The 18,877-nt window shown below is 47.0% G+C and carries 16 protein-coding genes; 7 read left to right on the top strand and 9 right to left on the bottom strand.

Annotated elements, in window-relative coordinates; genetic code table 11:
* Positions 1-77: 77 nt before the first annotated feature.
* The 4 genes from QUA43_RS26970 to pyrE all read right to left on the bottom strand — a co-directional run bounded on the left by QUA43_RS26970 (position 78) and on the right by pyrE (position 3,972).
* Positions 78-554: a hypothetical protein gene (locus QUA43_RS26970; RefSeq protein ID WP_333378208.1), complete on the bottom strand. Its 477-nt coding sequence runs from the start codon at positions 552-554 to the stop codon at positions 78-80.
* A gap of 325 nt (positions 555-879) precedes the next feature.
* Positions 880-2,166, bottom strand: a complete 1,287-nt coding sequence (dcm, locus tag QUA43_RS26965; RefSeq protein WP_333378206.1) for a DNA (cytosine-5-)-methyltransferase — start codon at positions 2,164-2,166, stop codon at positions 880-882.
* 53 nt (positions 2,167-2,219) lie between these two features.
* On the bottom strand, positions 2,220-3,272 hold the full coding sequence (locus tag QUA43_RS26960; RefSeq protein WP_333378203.1) for a restriction endonuclease: 1,053 nt from the start codon (positions 3,270-3,272) through the stop codon (positions 2,220-2,222).
* A 124-nt stretch (positions 3,273-3,396) separates the two neighbouring features.
* Positions 3,397-3,972 carry an orotate phosphoribosyltransferase gene (pyrE, locus tag QUA43_RS26955; RefSeq protein WP_333378200.1) on the bottom strand — a complete coding sequence of 192 codons (576 nt, stop codon included), beginning with the start codon at positions 3,970-3,972 and terminating at the stop codon, positions 3,397-3,399.
* 84 nt (positions 3,973-4,056) lie between these two features.
* Here pyrE and QUA43_RS26950 point away from each other — a divergent pair, with 84 nt between their 5' ends.
* The gene (locus tag QUA43_RS26950; protein WP_333378197.1) at positions 4,057-4,581 is read left to right on the top strand and encodes a hypothetical protein; all 525 of its coding nucleotides are present in this window, start codon (positions 4,057-4,059) and stop codon (positions 4,579-4,581) included.
* 183 nt (positions 4,582-4,764) lie between these two features.
* Here QUA43_RS26950 and QUA43_RS26945 read toward each other — a convergent pair whose 3' ends face one another.
* On the bottom strand, positions 4,765-5,508 hold the full coding sequence (locus QUA43_RS26945; protein ID WP_333378194.1) for a pentapeptide repeat-containing protein: 744 nt from the start codon (positions 5,506-5,508) through the stop codon (positions 4,765-4,767).
* Positions 5,509-5,528: 20 nt separating this feature from the next.
* Positions 5,529-6,173, bottom strand: coding sequence for a hypothetical protein (locus tag QUA43_RS26940; RefSeq protein ID WP_333378192.1), 645 nt, complete (start codon positions 6,171-6,173; stop codon positions 5,529-5,531).
* 362 nt (positions 6,174-6,535) lie between these two features.
* Between QUA43_RS26940 and QUA43_RS26935 the strand changes: the two genes are divergently transcribed.
* Positions 6,536-6,847, top strand: coding sequence for a WGxxGxxG family protein (locus QUA43_RS26935; RefSeq protein ID WP_333378189.1), 312 nt, complete (start codon positions 6,536-6,538; stop codon positions 6,845-6,847).
* A 385-nt stretch (positions 6,848-7,232) separates the two neighbouring features.
* Here QUA43_RS26935 and QUA43_RS26930 read toward each other — a convergent pair whose 3' ends face one another.
* Positions 7,233-12,590, bottom strand: a complete 5,358-nt coding sequence (locus QUA43_RS26930; RefSeq protein WP_333378187.1) for a PAS domain S-box protein — start codon at positions 12,588-12,590, stop codon at positions 7,233-7,235.
* Positions 12,591-12,773: 183 nt separating this feature from the next.
* On the opposite strand from QUA43_RS26930, the gene QUA43_RS26925 reads away from it, so the two are divergent.
* Together QUA43_RS26925 and QUA43_RS26920 are read left to right on the top strand one after the other, a co-directional pair.
* Positions 12,774-13,577, top strand: coding sequence for a creatininase family protein (locus tag QUA43_RS26925; RefSeq protein WP_333378184.1), 804 nt, complete (start codon positions 12,774-12,776; stop codon positions 13,575-13,577).
* Between the two features lie 81 nt (positions 13,578-13,658).
* Positions 13,659-14,414 (top strand): DUF561 domain-containing protein, encoded by a 756-nt coding sequence (locus tag QUA43_RS26920; protein ID WP_333378183.1) that lies wholly within the window; start codon positions 13,659-13,661, stop codon positions 14,412-14,414.
* Between the two features lie 192 nt (positions 14,415-14,606).
* Here the strand turns inward: QUA43_RS26920 and QUA43_RS26915 are convergent, their stop codons facing one another.
* Positions 14,607-15,284 carry a calcium-binding protein gene (locus QUA43_RS26915; protein ID WP_333378180.1) on the bottom strand — a complete coding sequence of 226 codons (678 nt, stop codon included), beginning with the start codon at positions 15,282-15,284 and terminating at the stop codon, positions 14,607-14,609.
* Positions 15,285-15,363: 79 nt separating this feature from the next.
* Here QUA43_RS26915 and QUA43_RS26910 point away from each other — a divergent pair, with 79 nt between their 5' ends.
* From QUA43_RS26910 to dprA, 3 genes are all read left to right on the top strand, one after another.
* Entirely contained in the window at positions 15,364-16,011 is a 648-nt protein-coding gene (locus QUA43_RS26910) for a DUF2301 domain-containing membrane protein (protein WP_333294817.1), read from the top strand.
* Positions 16,012-16,138: 127 nt separating this feature from the next.
* Positions 16,139-16,792, top strand: coding sequence for a YdcF family protein (locus tag QUA43_RS26905; protein ID WP_333378177.1), 654 nt, complete (start codon positions 16,139-16,141; stop codon positions 16,790-16,792).
* Positions 16,793-17,026: 234 nt separating this feature from the next.
* Positions 17,027-18,178: a DNA-processing protein DprA gene (dprA, locus tag QUA43_RS26900; RefSeq protein ID WP_333378174.1), complete on the top strand. Its 1,152-nt coding sequence runs from the start codon at positions 17,027-17,029 to the stop codon at positions 18,176-18,178.
* A gap of 168 nt (positions 18,179-18,346) precedes the next feature.
* Here dprA and QUA43_RS26895 read toward each other — a convergent pair.
* Positions 18,347-18,877 (bottom strand): calcium-binding protein (locus QUA43_RS26895; protein ID WP_445302008.1); only part of this gene is annotated, 531 nt, incomplete at its 5' end.

Below are 18,877 nucleotides of genomic sequence, written 5' to 3'. Positions count from 1 at the left end.
TGGATTAATTCGTAGGGTGCGTTAACGCCGTGTAACGCACCGCCAGCCTCATGCACCATTTTAGCTAAGTAAAAGATTTACCTGGAGATGTTAGCTCGCGCTGTCTGTTGGCACGTTGAAAGAATGCGCCGATCGTTTGAGCTAATTGTGCGAATAGAATGCAGATTTGTTAGCTGAGTATTGACTTCAATTGTTTGAACTTTTCCGGCTGAGATTGCCTTCCCGTACAATGTATTTCCCTGAATTTTACCAGTGAAGCACGCAAAGTCCGATCGCGGCGCGTAGATTGCACCAACGACGCGATCGTTCTGGCGTTGAAACACGATATAGTTTTGAAGAACTTGGTTGGGCTGTGGCGAATCTCCGTACAGGTAAATACCATCTGGCAAAGCAGCAACATTAGTCTTAGATGGATTTTGTTGTGCTTGAATCGGTTGTGGCTGAATGCCAACACCAATTAGTGTCAGAGGACAAATAAAGGCTGTTGCCAGTTGTTTCCATTTTGTTTTAATAGATGCAGGTAAAATCATTACTGCTTCTCCTTGCGTCGTCATGTAACATATTAAAACAATCTTCTCTAGTTAATATCTCACTCAGGTTATAATTTCGCTCTGCTAAAATCAGCCGATTGGTAGAGATTGTGAACCTGAAAGCTTGCGCTTGCTTAGCACCGAAAACTTTATTTTCCATTGTCCTCCAATTACGGGAGCTGATTTTGATAAAATTAGAGCGGGCATAGTTTCTAATCCCACCCAATAAAACACCGATCTAAGGTTGATGGCGATGCTTTGGCGGAATTAGAGAAGTTTTTGGCTAAGGAACCTGTAGCGAAAAGCTAGTTGCTAGGGTGAGCGGAAACACTCAGCCACCCTTCCCAATTCACCAGGCGCTAACTTTTTGTTTGGTAGAGCACAAAACATTCTGGATTACTTCTAGAGCAACAGCTTTAACTACATTAATACTTACACTATTACCCAGTTGATGATAAGCTTTATCATCATTAGGATGCAGCATAAAACTATCGGAAAAACCTTGTAACCGCGCCGCCTCGCGGGGAGTAATCCTGCGGACTCGGTTATGATAGTAAACTCCTAATCTATTAGCATCACTGGCAACTATTGTTACAGAAATTTTCTGCGGATCGAGAAATTTATAGACTTCAAAGGAAAAGTTACCGGATACAGGTTTGTATTGATTGTTGTTGCGTTGCAGGTACTTTTTTGTTACCAAAGAATCCAGCATTTTATCGAGATTGGGATGAGCAAAAAAAGTAGCTATTTGCTCTTTAGTTAATAGCTTGCCATCTTGGTCAGCTCCAAATTCTTTATTGCGCCTTTTCAATATAAAAAGATTCATTAATTCAATTTCGTCTAAACTGCACTCGCCTCGCAAACCCAGTTCCCAAGAATGAATCGAATTGCCACCGCGATAGTCAATTAGCCGCCTACCGTGCAGTCGGCTGAAATCATTGTTAACTATTTGTTTCAAGGCATTAACAAATTCTGGCGAACAATCATATTTTGGATCGGGATTGTCTTCCAAGATATCTGCAACTGTGACAGGTTGACTGAACGGGGAAAATAACGATAGCTGTTGATGACTAGAGGAATGCGAATCTTTTGGGCCTAAGTCGGAAATTAACCCAAATTGGGGCGAAGCATTTAAAATTCCTACTAGGTAAACTCGGACACGGTTCTGAGGTAAACTAAAGTTAGAGCTGTTGAGCAAGAAATAATCGAAGCTGTAACCTCGGCTTTTGATTTCGCCCTTAATAGTTTCGAGGGTTCTGCCACCGTCGTGGCTGACAAGCCCCCGCACGTTCTCGAAAATAAATGCTTGAGGTTTAAAGGTATCAATTAACCTTGCAATCTCAAAAAATAGGGTGCCTCTGGTGTCTCCAAATCCCTCTTTTTTGCCAGCATAGGAGAAAGATTGGCAGGGAAATCCTGCTAGTAAAATTTCATGTTCAGGCAGTTTGTCAATTAATCGGATGTCGCCTAAAGGTGTGTCGGCAAAGTTTTTCTGGTAAACTAACTGAGCATCGAGATTGATTTCGCTGCTTAATACGCATTCTGTTTCCAGATTCAAGGAACGAGCGGCGGATTCAAACCCTAATCTCATGCCGCCTATTCCTGAGAATAAGTCAATAAAACGGATTTTTGGCATAATAATTTTAGTTAGTTTAGATTTTAACAGCATTTCTTCAGTATACCATCTCTTTACTCATTGTTAGGCACAAAGTAATCCCTCAAAAAATCACAAAGTACATTAAGTTCATTGTGGGAAAATGCAACAGTGCAATGACTATACGTACACAAGGTTCTGATTGCATTTTCCCTCTCAAAGTTACCAGCGCCATCAATGACATAAGCCATTTTATAACCTGCCTTTTCAATCTGCTCAAATCTAGCTCTTGCTTGTCCAGCTTTACGTTCAATTACACTATTTGTCGTTACCTGAAAGCTAATCTCTATTGCAACAAACTTATCTTCTTTAGAAAGAACCAGATCAAATGTTGTTAGTCCTTTTTCGCTTTCTTGGTCAGTATGTCTAACGCCGGGTAAATGACCGTTAGGTCTAATAGCTATATCTATAACCCCTAAATTATCTTGTAAGTATTCTTTGACAAAATTTTGAGCGATTTGACCTAAAGTATTGGCTTGTGACCCAGAGGTTATCCGGCTAACCCAGATATATCGTTGTTTAATAAACTTATTTAATTTATCGGGTTGACCTAAGTAATTACCAATTTCACATTTAGCTAAAACCTCAGCGCTTTTTTCATTCAGTGAACTAGCGCCGAACAAAAGAATTGCTATTAAATCTTTATGTGCCAAAGAGAGAGATTGATTTTGGAGTATTTTTTTACCGTCAATCCCTAGTTTATTATTGGTTAGTTGACCTGATGCTGGTAGAAAAGTGAATTGATAAGAGTAAGTTTGCAGGTTCCAAAGGTAATCTAATCTCTTTAAGGGAAACATAGAATTAAACTGACTATTCACTCTTTTTATCATTTCTCCCCCAAAGTCCGCCAGTACAATTAAATGCTTCAGGAACATATTTGCAGAAAGTGTTGAAGCTTCTACTATTTGAAATAATCCGCTTAACTCTGAAACTGGGACGCTAAGAATAGCAATAAATTGCTCTTGAGTTTCTATCAATTTTGGTATGACACTGAGTTCTGCTTCCTTTTGAGATAAGTCGGAAGGCCAAAACATAGAAGCTAACTCACGGATTTCTTCAACTGTTCTTCTGTAATTTTGAGTTGACATTTTTGGTTTTGTGTGATATGAAGTGCTGTGAGTATGATGAGATCGCCCGCCCTTCTCGCTATTAAATGTTCGGCGGCGGTTGACGCGATTCTTCTGGGGAGGAGGCTGGCGATCGCACTTTTGCCTATTTCTTGCTACTAATCCATTCCTTAAGATTCTGAATGGTAAAAATGGCTTGAAAATCCAATCCCGCCTCGCGATATAATTCCCCTCCACCTTGCTCTCTGTCTATCAGCGACAGCACGCGATCGACCTTATAACCAGCCGCCCGCAACCTCTCCACCGCCTGCATCGCCGACTTACCCGTCGTCACCACATCCTCCAAAACCGCCACATTCGTCCCCTCTGGCAACAGCGGCCCCTCAATATAAGCCATTGTCCCGTGTCCCTTCGTCTCCTTTCGGACAATTAGCGCCGGAATCGATCGACCTTCGAGAGCCGAAACTACGCTCACCGCAGTTACAATCGGGTCAGCACCCAAAGTCAAACCGCCCACAGCTTGCACCTCCGACGACAACATCGACAACAACAAACGTCCCGTTGCCAAAGCACCTTCAGCGTGCAGCGTCACCGGTTTGCAGTTAATGTAATAAGAACTTTTCTGCCCCGAAGACAGCACAAAATCGCCTTCGCGATAGGCAAACTCGCACAACAAATCTAGAAGTCGATCGCGCAACACCTTCAAATCCGCAGCATCCATAACTCACACCGTGTAAAAAACACTAATAATCCGTCGATAATCAGTTTATATTGGAATCGGAATTAATTAAGGAGGCCCAAATATATGAGTCAAAAGTTAAAAAGCCTGAGCGGCGCGTTGATTCTCGCTGTCGCCTCTGCCGCAATGGCATCCGTCAAACCAGCTCAAGCACAAACAGAGCGATTTCATCCAATTGCCGACGACTTCAACCGACAATTTTTTCAAGCTTCAGGAGACTTTTACCACAACGTCAGCTTGCAAGGTTACTTTGGCGACTATTTAGGCATCGGTTCCCCCAGCGGCGTCGTTGCCTTTCCCGAAAAAGAAATTGAGCGGGATGCTAGTCGCATCAACGGCCTCTACCGACGAGTAATGCAGCGGCAAGTTTCCAGCGATCCGATTTTGCGCGTGCCAGATGCCGTCAATCCCTTCGATGCCTCAATCATGGCACTGCCTGCAGCTTGCCAGCTAGGACCTCAACCAAGCGGCTGTTTCCCTACTCCCGCCGGACTCCAAGATCAGTTTACACTTCCAACACAGCAAAATTTACAGCCAGATCAAGGGCCCGTTAGAGGACTTTATCAAATATCGCCCCCTGGCCAAAATTAATCGATCGACAGTTGCGAGTTTTTAGCCGAGGCGGGTTTACTAAATCTCGGCTTTGTTGTATTCGAGAGAAAGCCTCAACCCGCCCCAAAAGCTCATGTTTTGGCAATCCTTTCGGTAAACCCGCAACTGGCTTTTTTTAACTATCGCCGTTATTTCACAGGAATAAATATTATCCAATATTTATCAAACAATGCTGCCATCAGGCATGATTGTTCCTTTCAAAATAGCTTCACCCAAATTAGCTCCCGCCAAGTTCGCTCCCCTGAGATTTGCCCCGGTCAAATTCGCCCCTCTCAAATCAGCTTTGCCAAGGTTTGTCCACCGGAAATCTGCCGCGCTCAACTGTGCAAAACAGAGATTTGCCCGGAAAAGATATGCTCCAGTGAAGTGAGCTTCCCCGAGGTTAGCTTTAGAGAAATTAGCTGCATAGCAATGCGTTTCAATCAATTCGGCTTGAGTCAGATTAGCTTGACTGAGATTAGCAAAGTTGAGGTTCGCGCCCATCGCATTAACTCCAGACATCACCGCACCGATTAAATTCGCATCACCGAAATCTGTTTGTTGGAGATTGGCACCCGTGAGGTCAGCCCCAATTAAATTAGCACCGCTCAAATCAGCTCCCTTGAGGTCTGCCGCTTGGAGGTTGGTTCCAGTTAAATTAGCTTTAATTAAATTAGCTTCGAGCAGTTGCGCTCCGGCAAGATTTGCTAAACTAAAATTAGATTCGGCGAGGTTGGCCGCAATTAATTTAGCCTTAAACAAATCTGTTTTAAAAAGGTTCGAGCGCCAAAGATGTGCACCTCTGAGATTTGCTTCCGCGAGGTTAGCTTCGCTAAGATCCGGTTCTATATTTGGATTGAGACTTCTCCATTCAATCCAAGTAACTGCACCTTTTTTTAACAGCGCTAAATGCTGTGTGTTTGCCATAATTACATCTCCTTTAACGGCTATTCCTTGCGGCCAAAAATTGCTGGATTTTCTCTACCCGTCACGTTTTCCACCGCCGCAATTGCTGCCTGGGAACCTGCTATAATATCTCGTTCTGCGCCGCCGAGGTAAAGCCGTCCGAAACTACCTACAGCCTGAACCTCTAAGATGTTAATAGATGCGCCTTTTTCTGCTTCATTGGCCGCCAGCGCTGCATAGGCCGCCGGTTCTACTTCTAAGACGTAAAGCGTTTGTCCCGCCAGCAGCAACTGTCCGCGGCGGGTGCGGTTGATTAATTGTGTTTGATGGGGGTCAATGTTGCGAATAATTTGACTGGAAATCACTCGCGGTTTGATACCTTCTTCTCTGCGGACTCCCATGAATTCTAGAATTGCTTTACCTGCGGCCCGCGTTTCCCCCTGCTGACTCGAGTGTACTTCCAGAAGGCCGTACAGGCGTTCGACTATCTGCACTCCTGGGCGCACGGAGGCTGATTTGAGGGCGACATCGGTAATTCGGTTAATTTCGATACCGGGCGAAATTTCTATCCACAGCGACGCATCCCCCGGCAGCGGCAAGAATCCGGCGGCGATTGTGCCGATGTATGCTGCGTGCTGTGGCTGCAAGTTGTCTAGAAATACGTAGCTGCGTAACTCTATTCCCAAAAGTTTTGATCTCCGTCGATCGAGTTCCAACACTTATCTGTGCAATATCTGAGTTTACCTTTTTTTGTCAACAACACCTTGTCTGTATGATTGTTGACTGTTGTCTGTATGACTGTTGACTGTTGACTGTTGACTGTTTGAACAATAGCGATGGGGCCGGAAACTATATGAGACACCCCAGAGTGCCGTTCCGGTCACAGCGAGCAATTTTTAATTTTGTGCGCCTGCTAAAAATTTGATATCAATCTGTAGTTATACGTGGAACATAACCATCTTTACTGCTAGAGGTGGATTTAACTTTAAAAGCCAATTGATATAGTTTTGATAGTTAAAGATTTTAGCCAACAGAGAGCATTTGAATTATGAAAGGTTCTGATTTATCCAAAGCAATCGGTGCAGGTATTATAGCTGCTGGGTTAGCCATAGCACCAGCTCATCTACCTGCTTCAGCTCAGACAGATACGACTGGCGGTACTAACAACACTACAACCACCACCACTCCTCGCTCCGATGTCTACAATGCTGAAACAGATCGCGATTTTGATTGGGGATGGTTGGGATTGTTAGGCTTGTCTGGTTTGTTGGGTTTGATTCCCCGCAAACGTGAAGAAAATGTCCGCTATACCACTACAACAGCCGATCGCGACCCAGCAGTCCGCACTGACTACCGCTAAGAATTGAGTCTTAGGGCTGTGGGCATCATGCAGGGACAGGATGTTTTAACCTGTCCGATCAGTACCAATAATCATCAAAAAACCTCCCTCTGTGAGGTTTTTTTATTGGATATGATGCGCGATCGAACGACGATTAAATTGGTTACATCTGAGATATTGCACCATTGTCAATAAGCTTTTTATGAACAGGCTTTTCGGCCTGTTCCACAAGAAAATTCACTTTTTGTGGAACAGGCCGAAAAGCCTGTTCCTGACAATGGTGCAATATCTCAGATATAACCGGAATTGAGATTATTAACTTCTTCCTTTCTTCTTCCTTTTTTCCTTCAAGTTCTTAGCGCCTTCGCGGTTCATTAAATAAAGAATTTTTAGACACAAAAAGACCTTAAAAAATATTTTCGCCCGATCGATCGAGCAAATCCAAAATCGCCTGCACCAACTTGTCGGGGTCTAAAGGCTTACAAATGTGCCGCTGGAACCCCGCAGCCAGGGCCTGCTGATAGTCAATTTCTCCAGCATAAGCCGTGAGGGCGATCGCCGGAACCAGTCCCCCTTTGTCGGGCGCCAGAGCCCGAACCTGGCGCATCAACATATAACCGTCAGTATCGGGCATTCCAATATCGCTCAACAGCAAATCCGGCACAGACTGGGTTAAAACAGCCAAGGCATCGGCGGCGTTAGCAACGGCTGTAACGCTTGCCCCACAATCCTCAAGCAGAAAAACCACCAAATCTAGCGCATCAGCATCATCATCAACCGCTAACACCTTAATACCGCTCAAATTAAAGGATTCGTCCCGCGACGCAGTTGCTGCAGGACTTGTCTGAGATTGCACGGGCATCAGGGGTATCCAGACGGTAAATGTTGCACCTTTTCCTTCGCCGGGACTGTCCGATTTCACCGTGCCGCCGTGGAGTTCTACGAGATGGCGGACGATCGCCAATCCTAAACCCAATCCGCCAAACTTGCGCGTCATCGAGCTGTCAGCTTGCCGGAAGTAGTCGAATACATAGGGCAGAAAATCAGGTTCGATACCTTTTCCCGTATCAGTTACAGTAATTTGGGCCTTGGTGTCAACCCGATCGAGAACGACTTCGATTTTGCCTCCCGGCGAGGTGAACTTGACGGCATTTGACAGCAAATTCCAGACTACCTGCTGAAGCCTGCCCGCATCGCCCAACACCGGGCCCAGATGCGGTGCCAAGTGAGTGCTGATTTGAATCGATTTGACTTGGGCCGCCAGACGCACCGTTTCAGTGGCAGCGCCGATCACCTCGGCTAAATCCACAGGTACAATATTCAAGCTGACCTTACCTTGCAGAATCCCCGACACATCGAGCAAATCTTCGATAAGCTGGGTTTGCAGTTTGGCGTTGCGCTCGATCGTCTCTAAGGCATAACGCTGCTTTTCCGGTGTCAGAACGTTCGATTGCAGCAGCTTCGCCCAGCCCACAATCGGGTTTAAGGGAGTCCGCAATTCGTGGGACAAAACAGCCAAAAATTCGTCTTTGACGCGGTTAGCGCGTTCTGCTTCTTCCCGCGCTGCCTTTTCCCGTGCTAGAAGGCGTTCCCGTTCCGCTTCTGCAACTTTTTGATCTGTAATGTCAGTGTTGGTGCCACACCAGCGCAGCACGTTGCCTCCATCGTCGCGAATCGCCACGGCGCGGGAGAGAAACCAGCGGTACGATCCGTCTTTACCGCGCAAGGGGAAAGTATCTTCCCAGACTTCGCCTATTTCAAGGCTGCGCCTAAATTTTTCCACAACGCGATCGATGTGTTCCGGGTGGTGCACTTTTTGCCAGCCCCAGCCTTGCATTTCTTCTAGGGTGGTGCCGGTGTAGTCAAACCAGCGCTGGTTATACCAGAAAATCCCCCCAGCAGCATCTGTCATCCAGGCCAACTGAGCGATGTTGTCAGCTAGAGCGCGGAACCGAGCCTCGCTTTCGTGCAGCTCATGCAGGGCTCCCGCGTGTAGGATCACCGTCCAGAGGCGAGCGACCACTTCTTGCATCAGCCAAACTTCATCGGGCCGCCAGTGCCGCACAGCCTTTGATGTCACTACCAAAAGAGCCACCCAGCGCCCTTCCTGAAGGCAGGGAACATCGACCAAAGCCCGAATCGACAGGGCACCGTAGTTATCGAATAAATGCCCTGTATGGGGGTAATTAGCGATATCTGAGATGACAACTGTTTGACCTGCGATAGAGAGAGCTTTCAGTTCTGGCGTCTTAAAGTCTGAGATTTTATAGATGCCGACGGTGCTGGCAAGGTCGGACTGGTGCCAGTCTTGGTGGACAATTGCCCGATCGGCTTCTACATCGATTTCGTGCCATATACAGCGATCGACCTTTAAATATTCTCCCAGACTGTTCATCGCTTCCCACAACATTTCTGCGGGGTTGATGCGCTGCCGCAAGCGGACTTCGAGATCAGAGAGAAACTGCTCGTTGAGTTGGGCTTGTTTGCGCTCGTGAATATCGGTGTTTGTGCCGATCCACTCGACAATCTGGCCCCCCGCACCGCGAATTGGCACGGCGCGGGACAAATGCCAGCGTTCCATTTGGTCTACTGCCCGCCGCAGGCGCAGCTCGAGTTGATAAACTTCTCCGGTGATTAGACATTCTTCCCAGCGGGCCCAAGATTCTGCCAAATCCGAGGGCGGGATTAGGGATTCCCAATTGTTTTGAGCGGCTTCCTCGTAAGACATCCCCAGATATTCCGACCATTTTTGTTGATTGGTAAAGCGAATTTCTCCGGCGGAGTCTACGTTCCAAATCAGGTGGGGCAGCGACTCAGCCAGGAAGCGGAATCGGCGGTCGCTTTCTGCTAAGCTTTCTTCTGCTCGTTTGCGATCGTCAATATCAATGCCGATCCCAGCCCATTGCACCACCTTTCCCCCCCTGTCTTTGACGGGCACAAGTCGCGCTAGATGCCAGCGGTAATTACCATCAAACCTGCGTACCCGACACTCAAATTCGTAGGCTTCCCCTGCTTCAATCGCAGCAGTGCGCGTGCCGACAACTGCTGGCAAATCATCAGGATGAAATAAGTGCAGCACCGGCGCCGGCAGCGGCAATTCTGGCCTCATGCCCGTATAGCTTTTCCAGTGTTGGTTGCAAAACTCTAACCTGCCGTCGGCTGTGTTGATCCACATTAATTCCGGGACGCCATCGGCGAGGGTGCGGTAGAGATTTTCGCTTTGCCGCAGTGCTTCTTCTATTTGCCGGCGCTCGGTTTTGTCCTGCATAATTTTCAGGAAACCTTGCACCTCGCCGGCTGCGTCACGCAGGGGCATCACCAGCCCACTGCCCCAAAAGTGGCTGCCATCTTTGCGGAGGTGCCAGCGCTCGTTTTCTGCCTTTCCCTGAGTCAGGGCACTGTGCATTTCTGCTTCCGGCATTCGGGCTGCTGAGTCTTCTGGGGTGAAGATGATGCGTCCGTGCTGCCCGACGATTTCAGCTTCAGAATAGCCCAGCAATCTCTCGGCCCCTGCGTTCCAACTGGTAACGTGTCCGCCGATGTCGAGGGTGAAGATGGCGTAGTCTTTGGCGCTGTCGAGAATCAACTGCAGGTGGGTTTCACGATCGCACAGTGCTGCTTCTACTTGCTTGCGCTGGGTAATGTTGCTGGTGAAGCCGACTATTTTGGTCACTTCACCTTGCTGGTTGCGGATCAAACAGCCGCGTTCCCAAACATCGATCCAGCGCCCGTCTTGGTGCTGGACTCGGTACTCGATTTCATAGCGATCCGGAATATTAAAGATTGATTGCCCCCCGGCTTGGATGCGTGCCAAATCGACGGGATGGATGCGTTCTCTCCACCACTCTGGTGTTGCCGGTGCATCCTCTGGGTAGACACCGACGATCGAGCACAGTCCCTCGGAACGGTAAACTGAGTTTGCTGCCAAATCCCACTCAAACACCATGCCGTCGATCGCCCTTGTAGCTGATTGGAAACGGTTGTAGCTTTCTTGCAAGGCGAGTTCGGCCATTTTGCGAGCGGTAATTTCCTGTACCACGATATGAATTCCGACAATCTCTGGGCCCCTGTCTCGGAGCGGCCACCAATTCTGCAGCCAAGTGCGAACAACTGTGGGTTGATCCCTAGTTTTACCCGTGAGTTCAAAATTCCGGATCGGTTCTCCGGTGTCTAGAAGGTGGCGCAACAAAGGTTCGGCTGTATCTGCCCAGTCGGGGACAATTTCGCGCAGGGTGTGGCCGATGTGCCTTTCTACGGCCAAGCCGTTCATTTGGGCAAACCGCTGGTTGATCCGCACGAACCGCAAATCTGTGTCTAAAACGGCCAAACCCACGGGAGTTGTTTGGTAGAGCGACTCTATCTCTACAAGTTGACGGCGCACGGTTTGTTCGCTCTCTTGTAGGGCGAGTTCGGCTTTTTTGCGATCGGTAGCATCAAATAATACTCCGATAAACCGCACTGCTTCGCCTGCGGCGTCGTAGAGATAGCGCCCGAACGCGCTCAACCAGCGGATTTCTCCGTTGTCGGCACGGATGATCCGGTATTCGGGGGAGTAGAGCGATCTCGTTTGCCGAGCTGTTTTGGCTGCTTGCATGACTGGCTTTAAGTCGTCTGGATGCACGCAGTTTTCCCACACAGCCACGGTTGTTTCACCGTCTGGTACTGGTTCGCAGCCCAAAATGCTGAAATGGGTCGCCGACCAAATTACTCGATTTGTTCGCACGTCTAAATCCCAGGTTGCCATGCCTGAGCCTTCGATGGCGACGCTCAAACGTTCTTCGCTTTGTTTTAAGGCAATTTCAGTTTGTTTGCGATCGCTGATATCTGTCACGGAACCGACGGCCCGCAGGGGATTGCCTGACTCATCCCAAATTGCTCGCCCTCTGACTAAAATCCATTTGTAGCGCCCGTCGGGACAGCGAACGCGGTACTCGCAGCAGTAATGTGAGGTTTCTCGGTGCAAGTGCTGCTGCCAATTGCTTTGCACGATCTCCAAATCATCGGGATGAATGTAGCTCAAATATTGGCTGAAGTCCTTGACTTCTTCGGGCCGACGTTCCAAAATCTCTAAACCGCGATCGCTCAGAATCTGGCAATGGGTTTGCAGGTTGTGATCCCAAATCCCGTCGTTGTTGCCCTGCAAGGCTAGCTGCCAGCGTTCTTCGCGATCGAACAAAGCTTCTTTGGTTTGATGGGCGCGATCAATTTGTACGGCGGCAACGGCAAAGTCTGCTAGGGCGATCGCGATCCGCAAGTCTTCGGCATCGAATTGGCGATCGTCCTCGTGAGATACAATCCATATTGCCCCCAGCGGTTGATTTTCTGCTTGTAGCGGCACGACTAATGCTTCGGCGATCGGCAATTCTACTAGCTGCTGTAAGTCGGTGAAGTATTGTTCTGGAGCGAAGTAAAGCTGGGGAATTTGGCGATCGCTCGGGGTTCCCGACCAACGCCATGTGCGGGGTGTGTTTCTATGTTCTGCTGCTTCCCACGCGCCCGCGAAGGCTTCCCAGCGAAATATTTGTTCGGAAGTTGCATTTTCTTCTAGCAAGCAAACTCCGACGCTTCCTGCGCCGCACAAATCTTTAGCGATCGTCACCAGTGTTTTGAGCAGCGTGTGGGGTGAGGTTGCCAATTGTCGAGCCAGCGTTTGCAGCGATCGGTTTTCTGCTTTTTGATCGTGCGATCGAGGGATGCGGCGCGACAGTTCCTCGGCGATCGGAATGTCAGTTAAATTAGTTTGTGGGGTTTGCCAAGCTTCCATCAATTAGTCGTCTCTACGTCTTTCGGTCTGAGCTGGCGAGCGTATATTATCAGCGCGCTATTAAAGTATCTGCTATATTATATTATCTACCGACAGACAGAAGATGTTATCTATCTTGGGAATTACTTTTTAATTTTCAGGCTAGTTAATTGCCTTGGTTGCCTATGCTCTTGCCGCTACAATATGCACAATTTTATTCCCGAATCGCGCTTTTTTCCCTATCTGACTTGGAGAGAAATTCAGTCTATGCTGGATAAGGAAAATACTGTGATAATTCAGCCGCTAGGTGCGATCGAACAGCACGGCCCCCATTTGCCTTTAATTGTAGATGCGGCAATTAGCACAGCAGTGCTAGGCAAAGCCCTGGCAAAGTTAGAGGCAAATATTCCCGCCTATGCTTTGCCGCCTTTGTACTATGGCAAGTCGAACGAACACTGCCATTTTCCCGGTACAATTATGCTCAGTGCTCAGACACTTTTAGCAGTAATTAGTGAAATTGCGGACAGTATTTATCAGGCTGGATTTCGGAAATTAGTGTTAATGAATGGTCACGGCGGACAGCCACAGGTGATGGAAATTGCGGCGCGGGATATTCATCAAAAATATCAAAATTTCTCTGTTTTTCCGCTGTTTGTTTGGCGCGTTCCGAATGTTGCTGCTGAATTATTAACTGCGAAGGAGTTGGAGTTTGGGATTCACGCTGGTGATGCAGAAACGAGTTTGATGTTGTCAATTTTGCCCGAACAGGTGAAAATGGAACTGGCTGTTTGCGAGTACCCGCAGGGTTTACCAACAGACAGTTTGCTGAGTATGGAAGGGAATTTGCCTTTTGCTTGGCTGACGCGAGAGTTGACTGAAAGTGGTGTGTTGGGCGATGCGACGGCGGCGACGAAAGAAAAAGGATCTCGGATTCTCGAATCTCTCTCTGACGGCTGGGCACAAGTTATCAAAGATGTTTACAAATTTCGCCAGCCGCGTAGTAATTAAAAATTAAGAATTAAAAATCAAAAATTGTTCTAATTCGTGTCAAAATGAGTCTAAGAAATTTTTTGAGTTGGAAAACTAACGATGAGTGTAAATTCTAAATTGCAGCGCGCTTTTGAGCAAGGCCGCGCCCTGAAAATTATCAGCGGTTTAAATAATTTTGATGCCGCCAACGTTGCTGCTGTCGTCAAAGCAGCGGATCTCGGCGGTGCTTCCTTTGTTGATATTGCTGCCGATCGAGATTTGGTATTGATGGCAAAAAAGTTGACAAATTTGCCAATTTGTGTATCTGCGGTGGAACCGGAAAAGTTTGTGCCTGCAGTAGAAGCTGGCGCTGATTTGATTGAAATTGGCAACTTTGATGCTTTCTACGCAGTAGGCCGCCGCTTTGAAGCTGAGGAAGTTTTGCAGTTGACTCGCGAAACTCGATCGCTATTTCCAAACATCACTCTTTCTGTGACAGTTCCCCACATTTTGACACTCGACAAACAAGTGCAATTAGCAATTGAATTAGTCAAAGCTGGCGCTAACATCATTCAAACTGAAGGTGGCACCAGCGCTCAACCAATTCACGCCGGCACCTTGGGATTAATTGAAAAAGCAGCGCCTACTTTGGCTGCAGCCTTTGAAATTTCCCGCGCCGTATCCGTCCCCGTACTCTGCGCTTCCGGTATCTCCAGCGTCACCGCACCCCTCGCTATTGGAGCCGGTGCTGCGGGTGTTGGTGTCGGTTCTGCTGTTAGCCAACTTAATAGCGAAGTGGCGATGATTGCGGCTGTTCGCAGTTTGGTTGAAGCTTTGGCTTTGGTTTCGCGATCGCACTTGCCAGCTTCCATTTAATTAAGAAGGAAGAAGGAAGAAGGAAGAAGGAAGAAGGAAGAAGGAAGAAGGGAGAAGGAAGTTCGGCAACGGATTCTGTAACGGATGTAACGGATGTTAGGAAGAAGGAAGATTTTTCCCATCCCTCACTCTTCCCCTTCTCCCACTCTTCCCCTCTTCCCTTCTTCCCCTCCCCCACTTTTCCACTCTTCCTTAATAGTTGATAAACCACACGGCATAATCATCTAATAACTGATTGTTTCGGGAACTTGCATCAACTGATTCTAACTCGAATAAAGGCAACATAAACTTTTGGCGGTCGCCGACGCGCTGCACTTCCACAAATATGCCTTCTTCCTGAAGCACCAAATCCTCCAACCGATTAATTGTGAATCTATCACTATAAGAAGGTTGAGTTTTTTTGAGCCGTGCATATTCTTTTTTGCTGCCCGAACCCATTGTATATTCTTCTTCCCATTCAAACTCTTCTATGCCGGTAACGTGGCAGGGGAGTTGAATATTTTGCTTGATGTACTCTAGATATTTGAGTGAATTTTTTAGGCTGAAATCAATATTTTTTGACCCCAAAATCTTACTGATTTTAGTTTCAAATTGCGTGGTATTAAATGGCATATTTTTATCGAGATGCGCTAACATTTCTGGATCGAACCCCGCTCTCAATTCGGATAATTCCTCCAGCAGGCTCTGAAAGTCGTTTACCGGTTTCGGTCTTCTGCCTGCTACAATGGTTTCATCAAGCTGAACTGGAGGAAGTTCGGATTGTGAAGGAAGGGAGTTGCTTAGATCGGGGCGATCGTCCACTTTAGACTTGTTAACTTTAGACTTGTTAACTTTAGGCTGGTTAAGTTTAGGCTTGTTAAATTTAGGCATCGCTCGGTCTCGCTGGCTCGGTTTATCAATAAAGTATATCTTGGCAGAAGTACATTGTGTCTGATAGGAGGAAGCTATTATGCAACTACTGAAATCACCTGATGAATCGCCAGTCTATCAAGGACAATTCGGCGAATTTACGATTACTCAAAACGATCGCACGGGAGTGTTGATTTACCGCGCCGGATTGGGGGTGGCGGCGCTGTGTTTTGCGATCGGCACTACTCTGGTGCTGCAACAGGGCGACAACCCGATGGCTATCCAAGCTGTAACGCCTGTTTTTGCTTGTTTCTGGATAGCTTTAGGCGTCAGCTTGGCAACTATTCACATTTACATGATTGCGCTGCACCGAACACTACAGGCGTTTTGGGCGATCGGCGGCGCGGCAGCATTGTTTGTCGCCCTACAAAGCAGCCAACCTCTAGCTTTAGCAGTGTACGAACATCCCGCCACGTTGTGGGGAATTGGCTTTACTTTTGCCGCCTTAAATGGCATTTATTTTAAGGAAGCATTCTGCTTTAATCGCCTCGAAACTAAGTTTTTGACTCCGGGAGTTCCTCTCTTAATTTTAGGACATATTTTCGGCTTTTTGTCAGCCGAAAATGAACAATTTTTGCTAGCTATTTGGGCGGCTTTGTTTATCATCTTTGCTGTACGTAAGTTTTTTCAACCAATGCCGCAGGATATCGGGGATAAAAGCGTTTTTGAGTACCTGAAACACCAATAATTTGGGAATGGGGCATTGGGAATGGGGCATTGGGCATTGGGAAATTCTATCACTTTCCCACTATTTCCCTCTTCCCCAGTCTCGCCTAATCTGCCTCCATACCCGAAAACATCTAGATCGAGTTAAAATGAGAATTCGTCTAATCCGTCGTCGAGAAATGTGGGTAATTACCAGGGAAGGTTGGGTAATTGCAAGCACGGGATTGATAATTTTAATGCTCTTAATTCTCACAAATATCCATCCATTTTTGGCGGTTAATGCGCCGATTAAAGCAGATATATTGGTTGTCGAAGGCTGGTTGCCGGATTATGCGATCGAAAGTGCGATCGCCGAATTCAAAAAAGGGGAATACAGCCAATTAATTACGACAGGAGTTCCTTTAAGTAAAGGCTTCTATCTCGCTGAATATAAAAATTATGCCGCACTAACTGCCGCGACTTTTATTGCGCTAGGATTTGATAAAAACCAAGTAGTAGCAGTACCAGCAGCGAGTGTTGTCAAACACCGCACTGCTGCTTCTGCGATCGCACTTCGCGATTGGCTGGCTGCTTCTGCCATAAAAGTTGACTCAATTAATCTTTATTCTTTTGGCCCTCACGCCCGCAGAAGTTGGATTGTTTTCAAAGAAGTGCTGAATCCTGAGATTAAAGTCGGGATTATAGCTGCTGAATCGCAAGATTACAACCCCCACGAATGGTGGAAATCGAGCGAAGGTTTTCGGACTGTGATCGGAGAAATTATTGCTTATATTTACGCCCGTTTCGTTGATTGGAAAACCTAGCCAGTAATTGTCAACATCCCTCTTAATTCCCTTCGCGCCGCTTCGCTAACGCGCCTTCGCGGTTCGTAAAAAAATCTTTATATAGCAATCCTTGTAGGAATCGTAAATTTTTTACCCCACCCCAACCCTCCCCTTACCAAGGGGAGGGAGTAAGAAATTAACAAATGATTTAGGATTTCTATATGTTAAACCAAAAATGATAAAATTATTCTCAGATAAGTTGAGGGTAACTCGTTGCTAGAAGAACGCGCTTACTGGTTAGCATGGTCGCAAATTAACGGTATCGGGCCGATTCTGTTGCAGAGATTGCACCAAAATTTCAATAGTTTGGCAGAAGCTTGGACGGCAAAACCAGTTGATTTTATGCGAGTCGAAGGGTTTGGTAAGCAGATAATTGAAACTATTTCCCAAGAACGAACTAAACTTAATCCTGAAGAATTTCTCGAAAAACATCTTATAAAAAATCCCTGTTTTTGGACGCCAGCCGATTCAGATTATCCCCGCTTATTATTGGAAATTCCCAATCCGCCACCAGTGTTGTATTATCGTGGTAATGTCGATCGCAAAGAGAATCAAGGAATTACGCCGACGGTGGCAATGGTTGGTACTCGCAGCCCTTCGGAATACGGCAGAAGGTGGACTCACAAAATTAGTACGGCATTGGCTAAAAGTGATTTTACTGTGGTTTCGGGATTGGCTGCTGGTATTGATACAGAGGCTCATATAGGCTGTTTGGAGGCGGGAGGAAGGACTTTTGCAGTGGTGGGGACGGGAGTAGATATTGTATATCCTAAACAAAATGAGAGATTGTGCGATCGCATTTTGCAGCAGGGATTGGTAATTAGTGAATATCCGGCGGGTACTCAACCGAATAGAACTAATTTTCCCCGCCGAAATCGCATAATTGCTGGTTTAAGTCGCGCTACAATTGTGATAGAAGCTCCCCATAAATCTGGTGCTTTAATTACTGCTTATCAAGCGAATGATTTTTGCCGAGATGTGTATGTTTTGACGGCAAGATTGGATGATGAGCGTTCGTTTGGGTGTTTGGAGTTGCTGAGTAAAGGTGCTCATCCGATTCTGCCGAGTAGCGATCGACTCTTAAGCGAAGACAGGCTGTTGGAAATGCTCGGAGCTATGCCAAAATTGGATAGAGCCGAGCAGTTGTCGCTATTTCCTCCAAATCCGACGGTTGAGAAGCAAGGGCCGCTGTTGGAGCCGGAATTGGCTAAGGTGTTAAGTGCGATCGTATCTGGGTCGATTTCTTTTGATACAATTGTGGAAGCAACGGGATTAGAAGCGGGGACGGTTTCTAGTATACTTTTGCAGTTGGAATTGTTGGGATTAGTTTCGCAGTTACCAGGAATGCGCTATCAGCGATGCTGATGTGAAAAGTTAGGTTAAACCGGGTTTTATCTCCTTGATTATTCGGCGGTTTCAACCGCGTGTACACAGACAAAATCCGCCGGCGCGGATTGAAGATTATTCGGCGGTTTCAACCGCCGAGTGAATATGGCCAGGGGATAAAGGATTGCTCCCCCGGCGCATTCAATCTCAAATCAATCCGAAATTAGCAGCACTGATACTGCTAGCAGAAACACCTGCCAGAGAAGCTAAAATCTCCCCTGTTTGTGCAAACCGGATTAATGTTGAACCGCTATCTTGAGCAATCGCCAATTGCGAGAAACTCAACCCGTTACCCAATACTAATAAGTCTTGACCGACTTCAAAGTCATCGATTGTATCAATACCAGAATTGGTAGATAATAAGAAGCGATCGCTCCCTACATCCCCTACTAAAGTATCATCCCCCAAATCACCACTGAGGAAATCGTTACCCTCACCTCCTACCAGAAAATCATTGCCTTGACCGCCGTAGAGGGTATCGTCGGCTTTTTCACCAATTAGGATATCTTCACCTCGATTGCCAGAAAGGAAATCACTAGCCGCACCACCAGTCAAAGTATCAAAACCCTTTCCGCCGTAAAGGGTATCGTCCCCAATTCCACCCCACATTCCGCAGATATTCAAGCAGAAGGAAAGGAAGATAGATTCGGAAACACAAAACTCCCAAACGATTGCACA

Origin of the sequence: Microcoleus sp. N9_B4 (genome assembly GCF_036701635.1) — a bacterium.
Classification (GTDB): Bacteria; Cyanobacteriota; Cyanobacteriia; order Cyanobacteriales; family Microcoleaceae; genus Microcoleus.
This window is presented reverse-complemented; position numbering and strand designations above follow the sequence as displayed.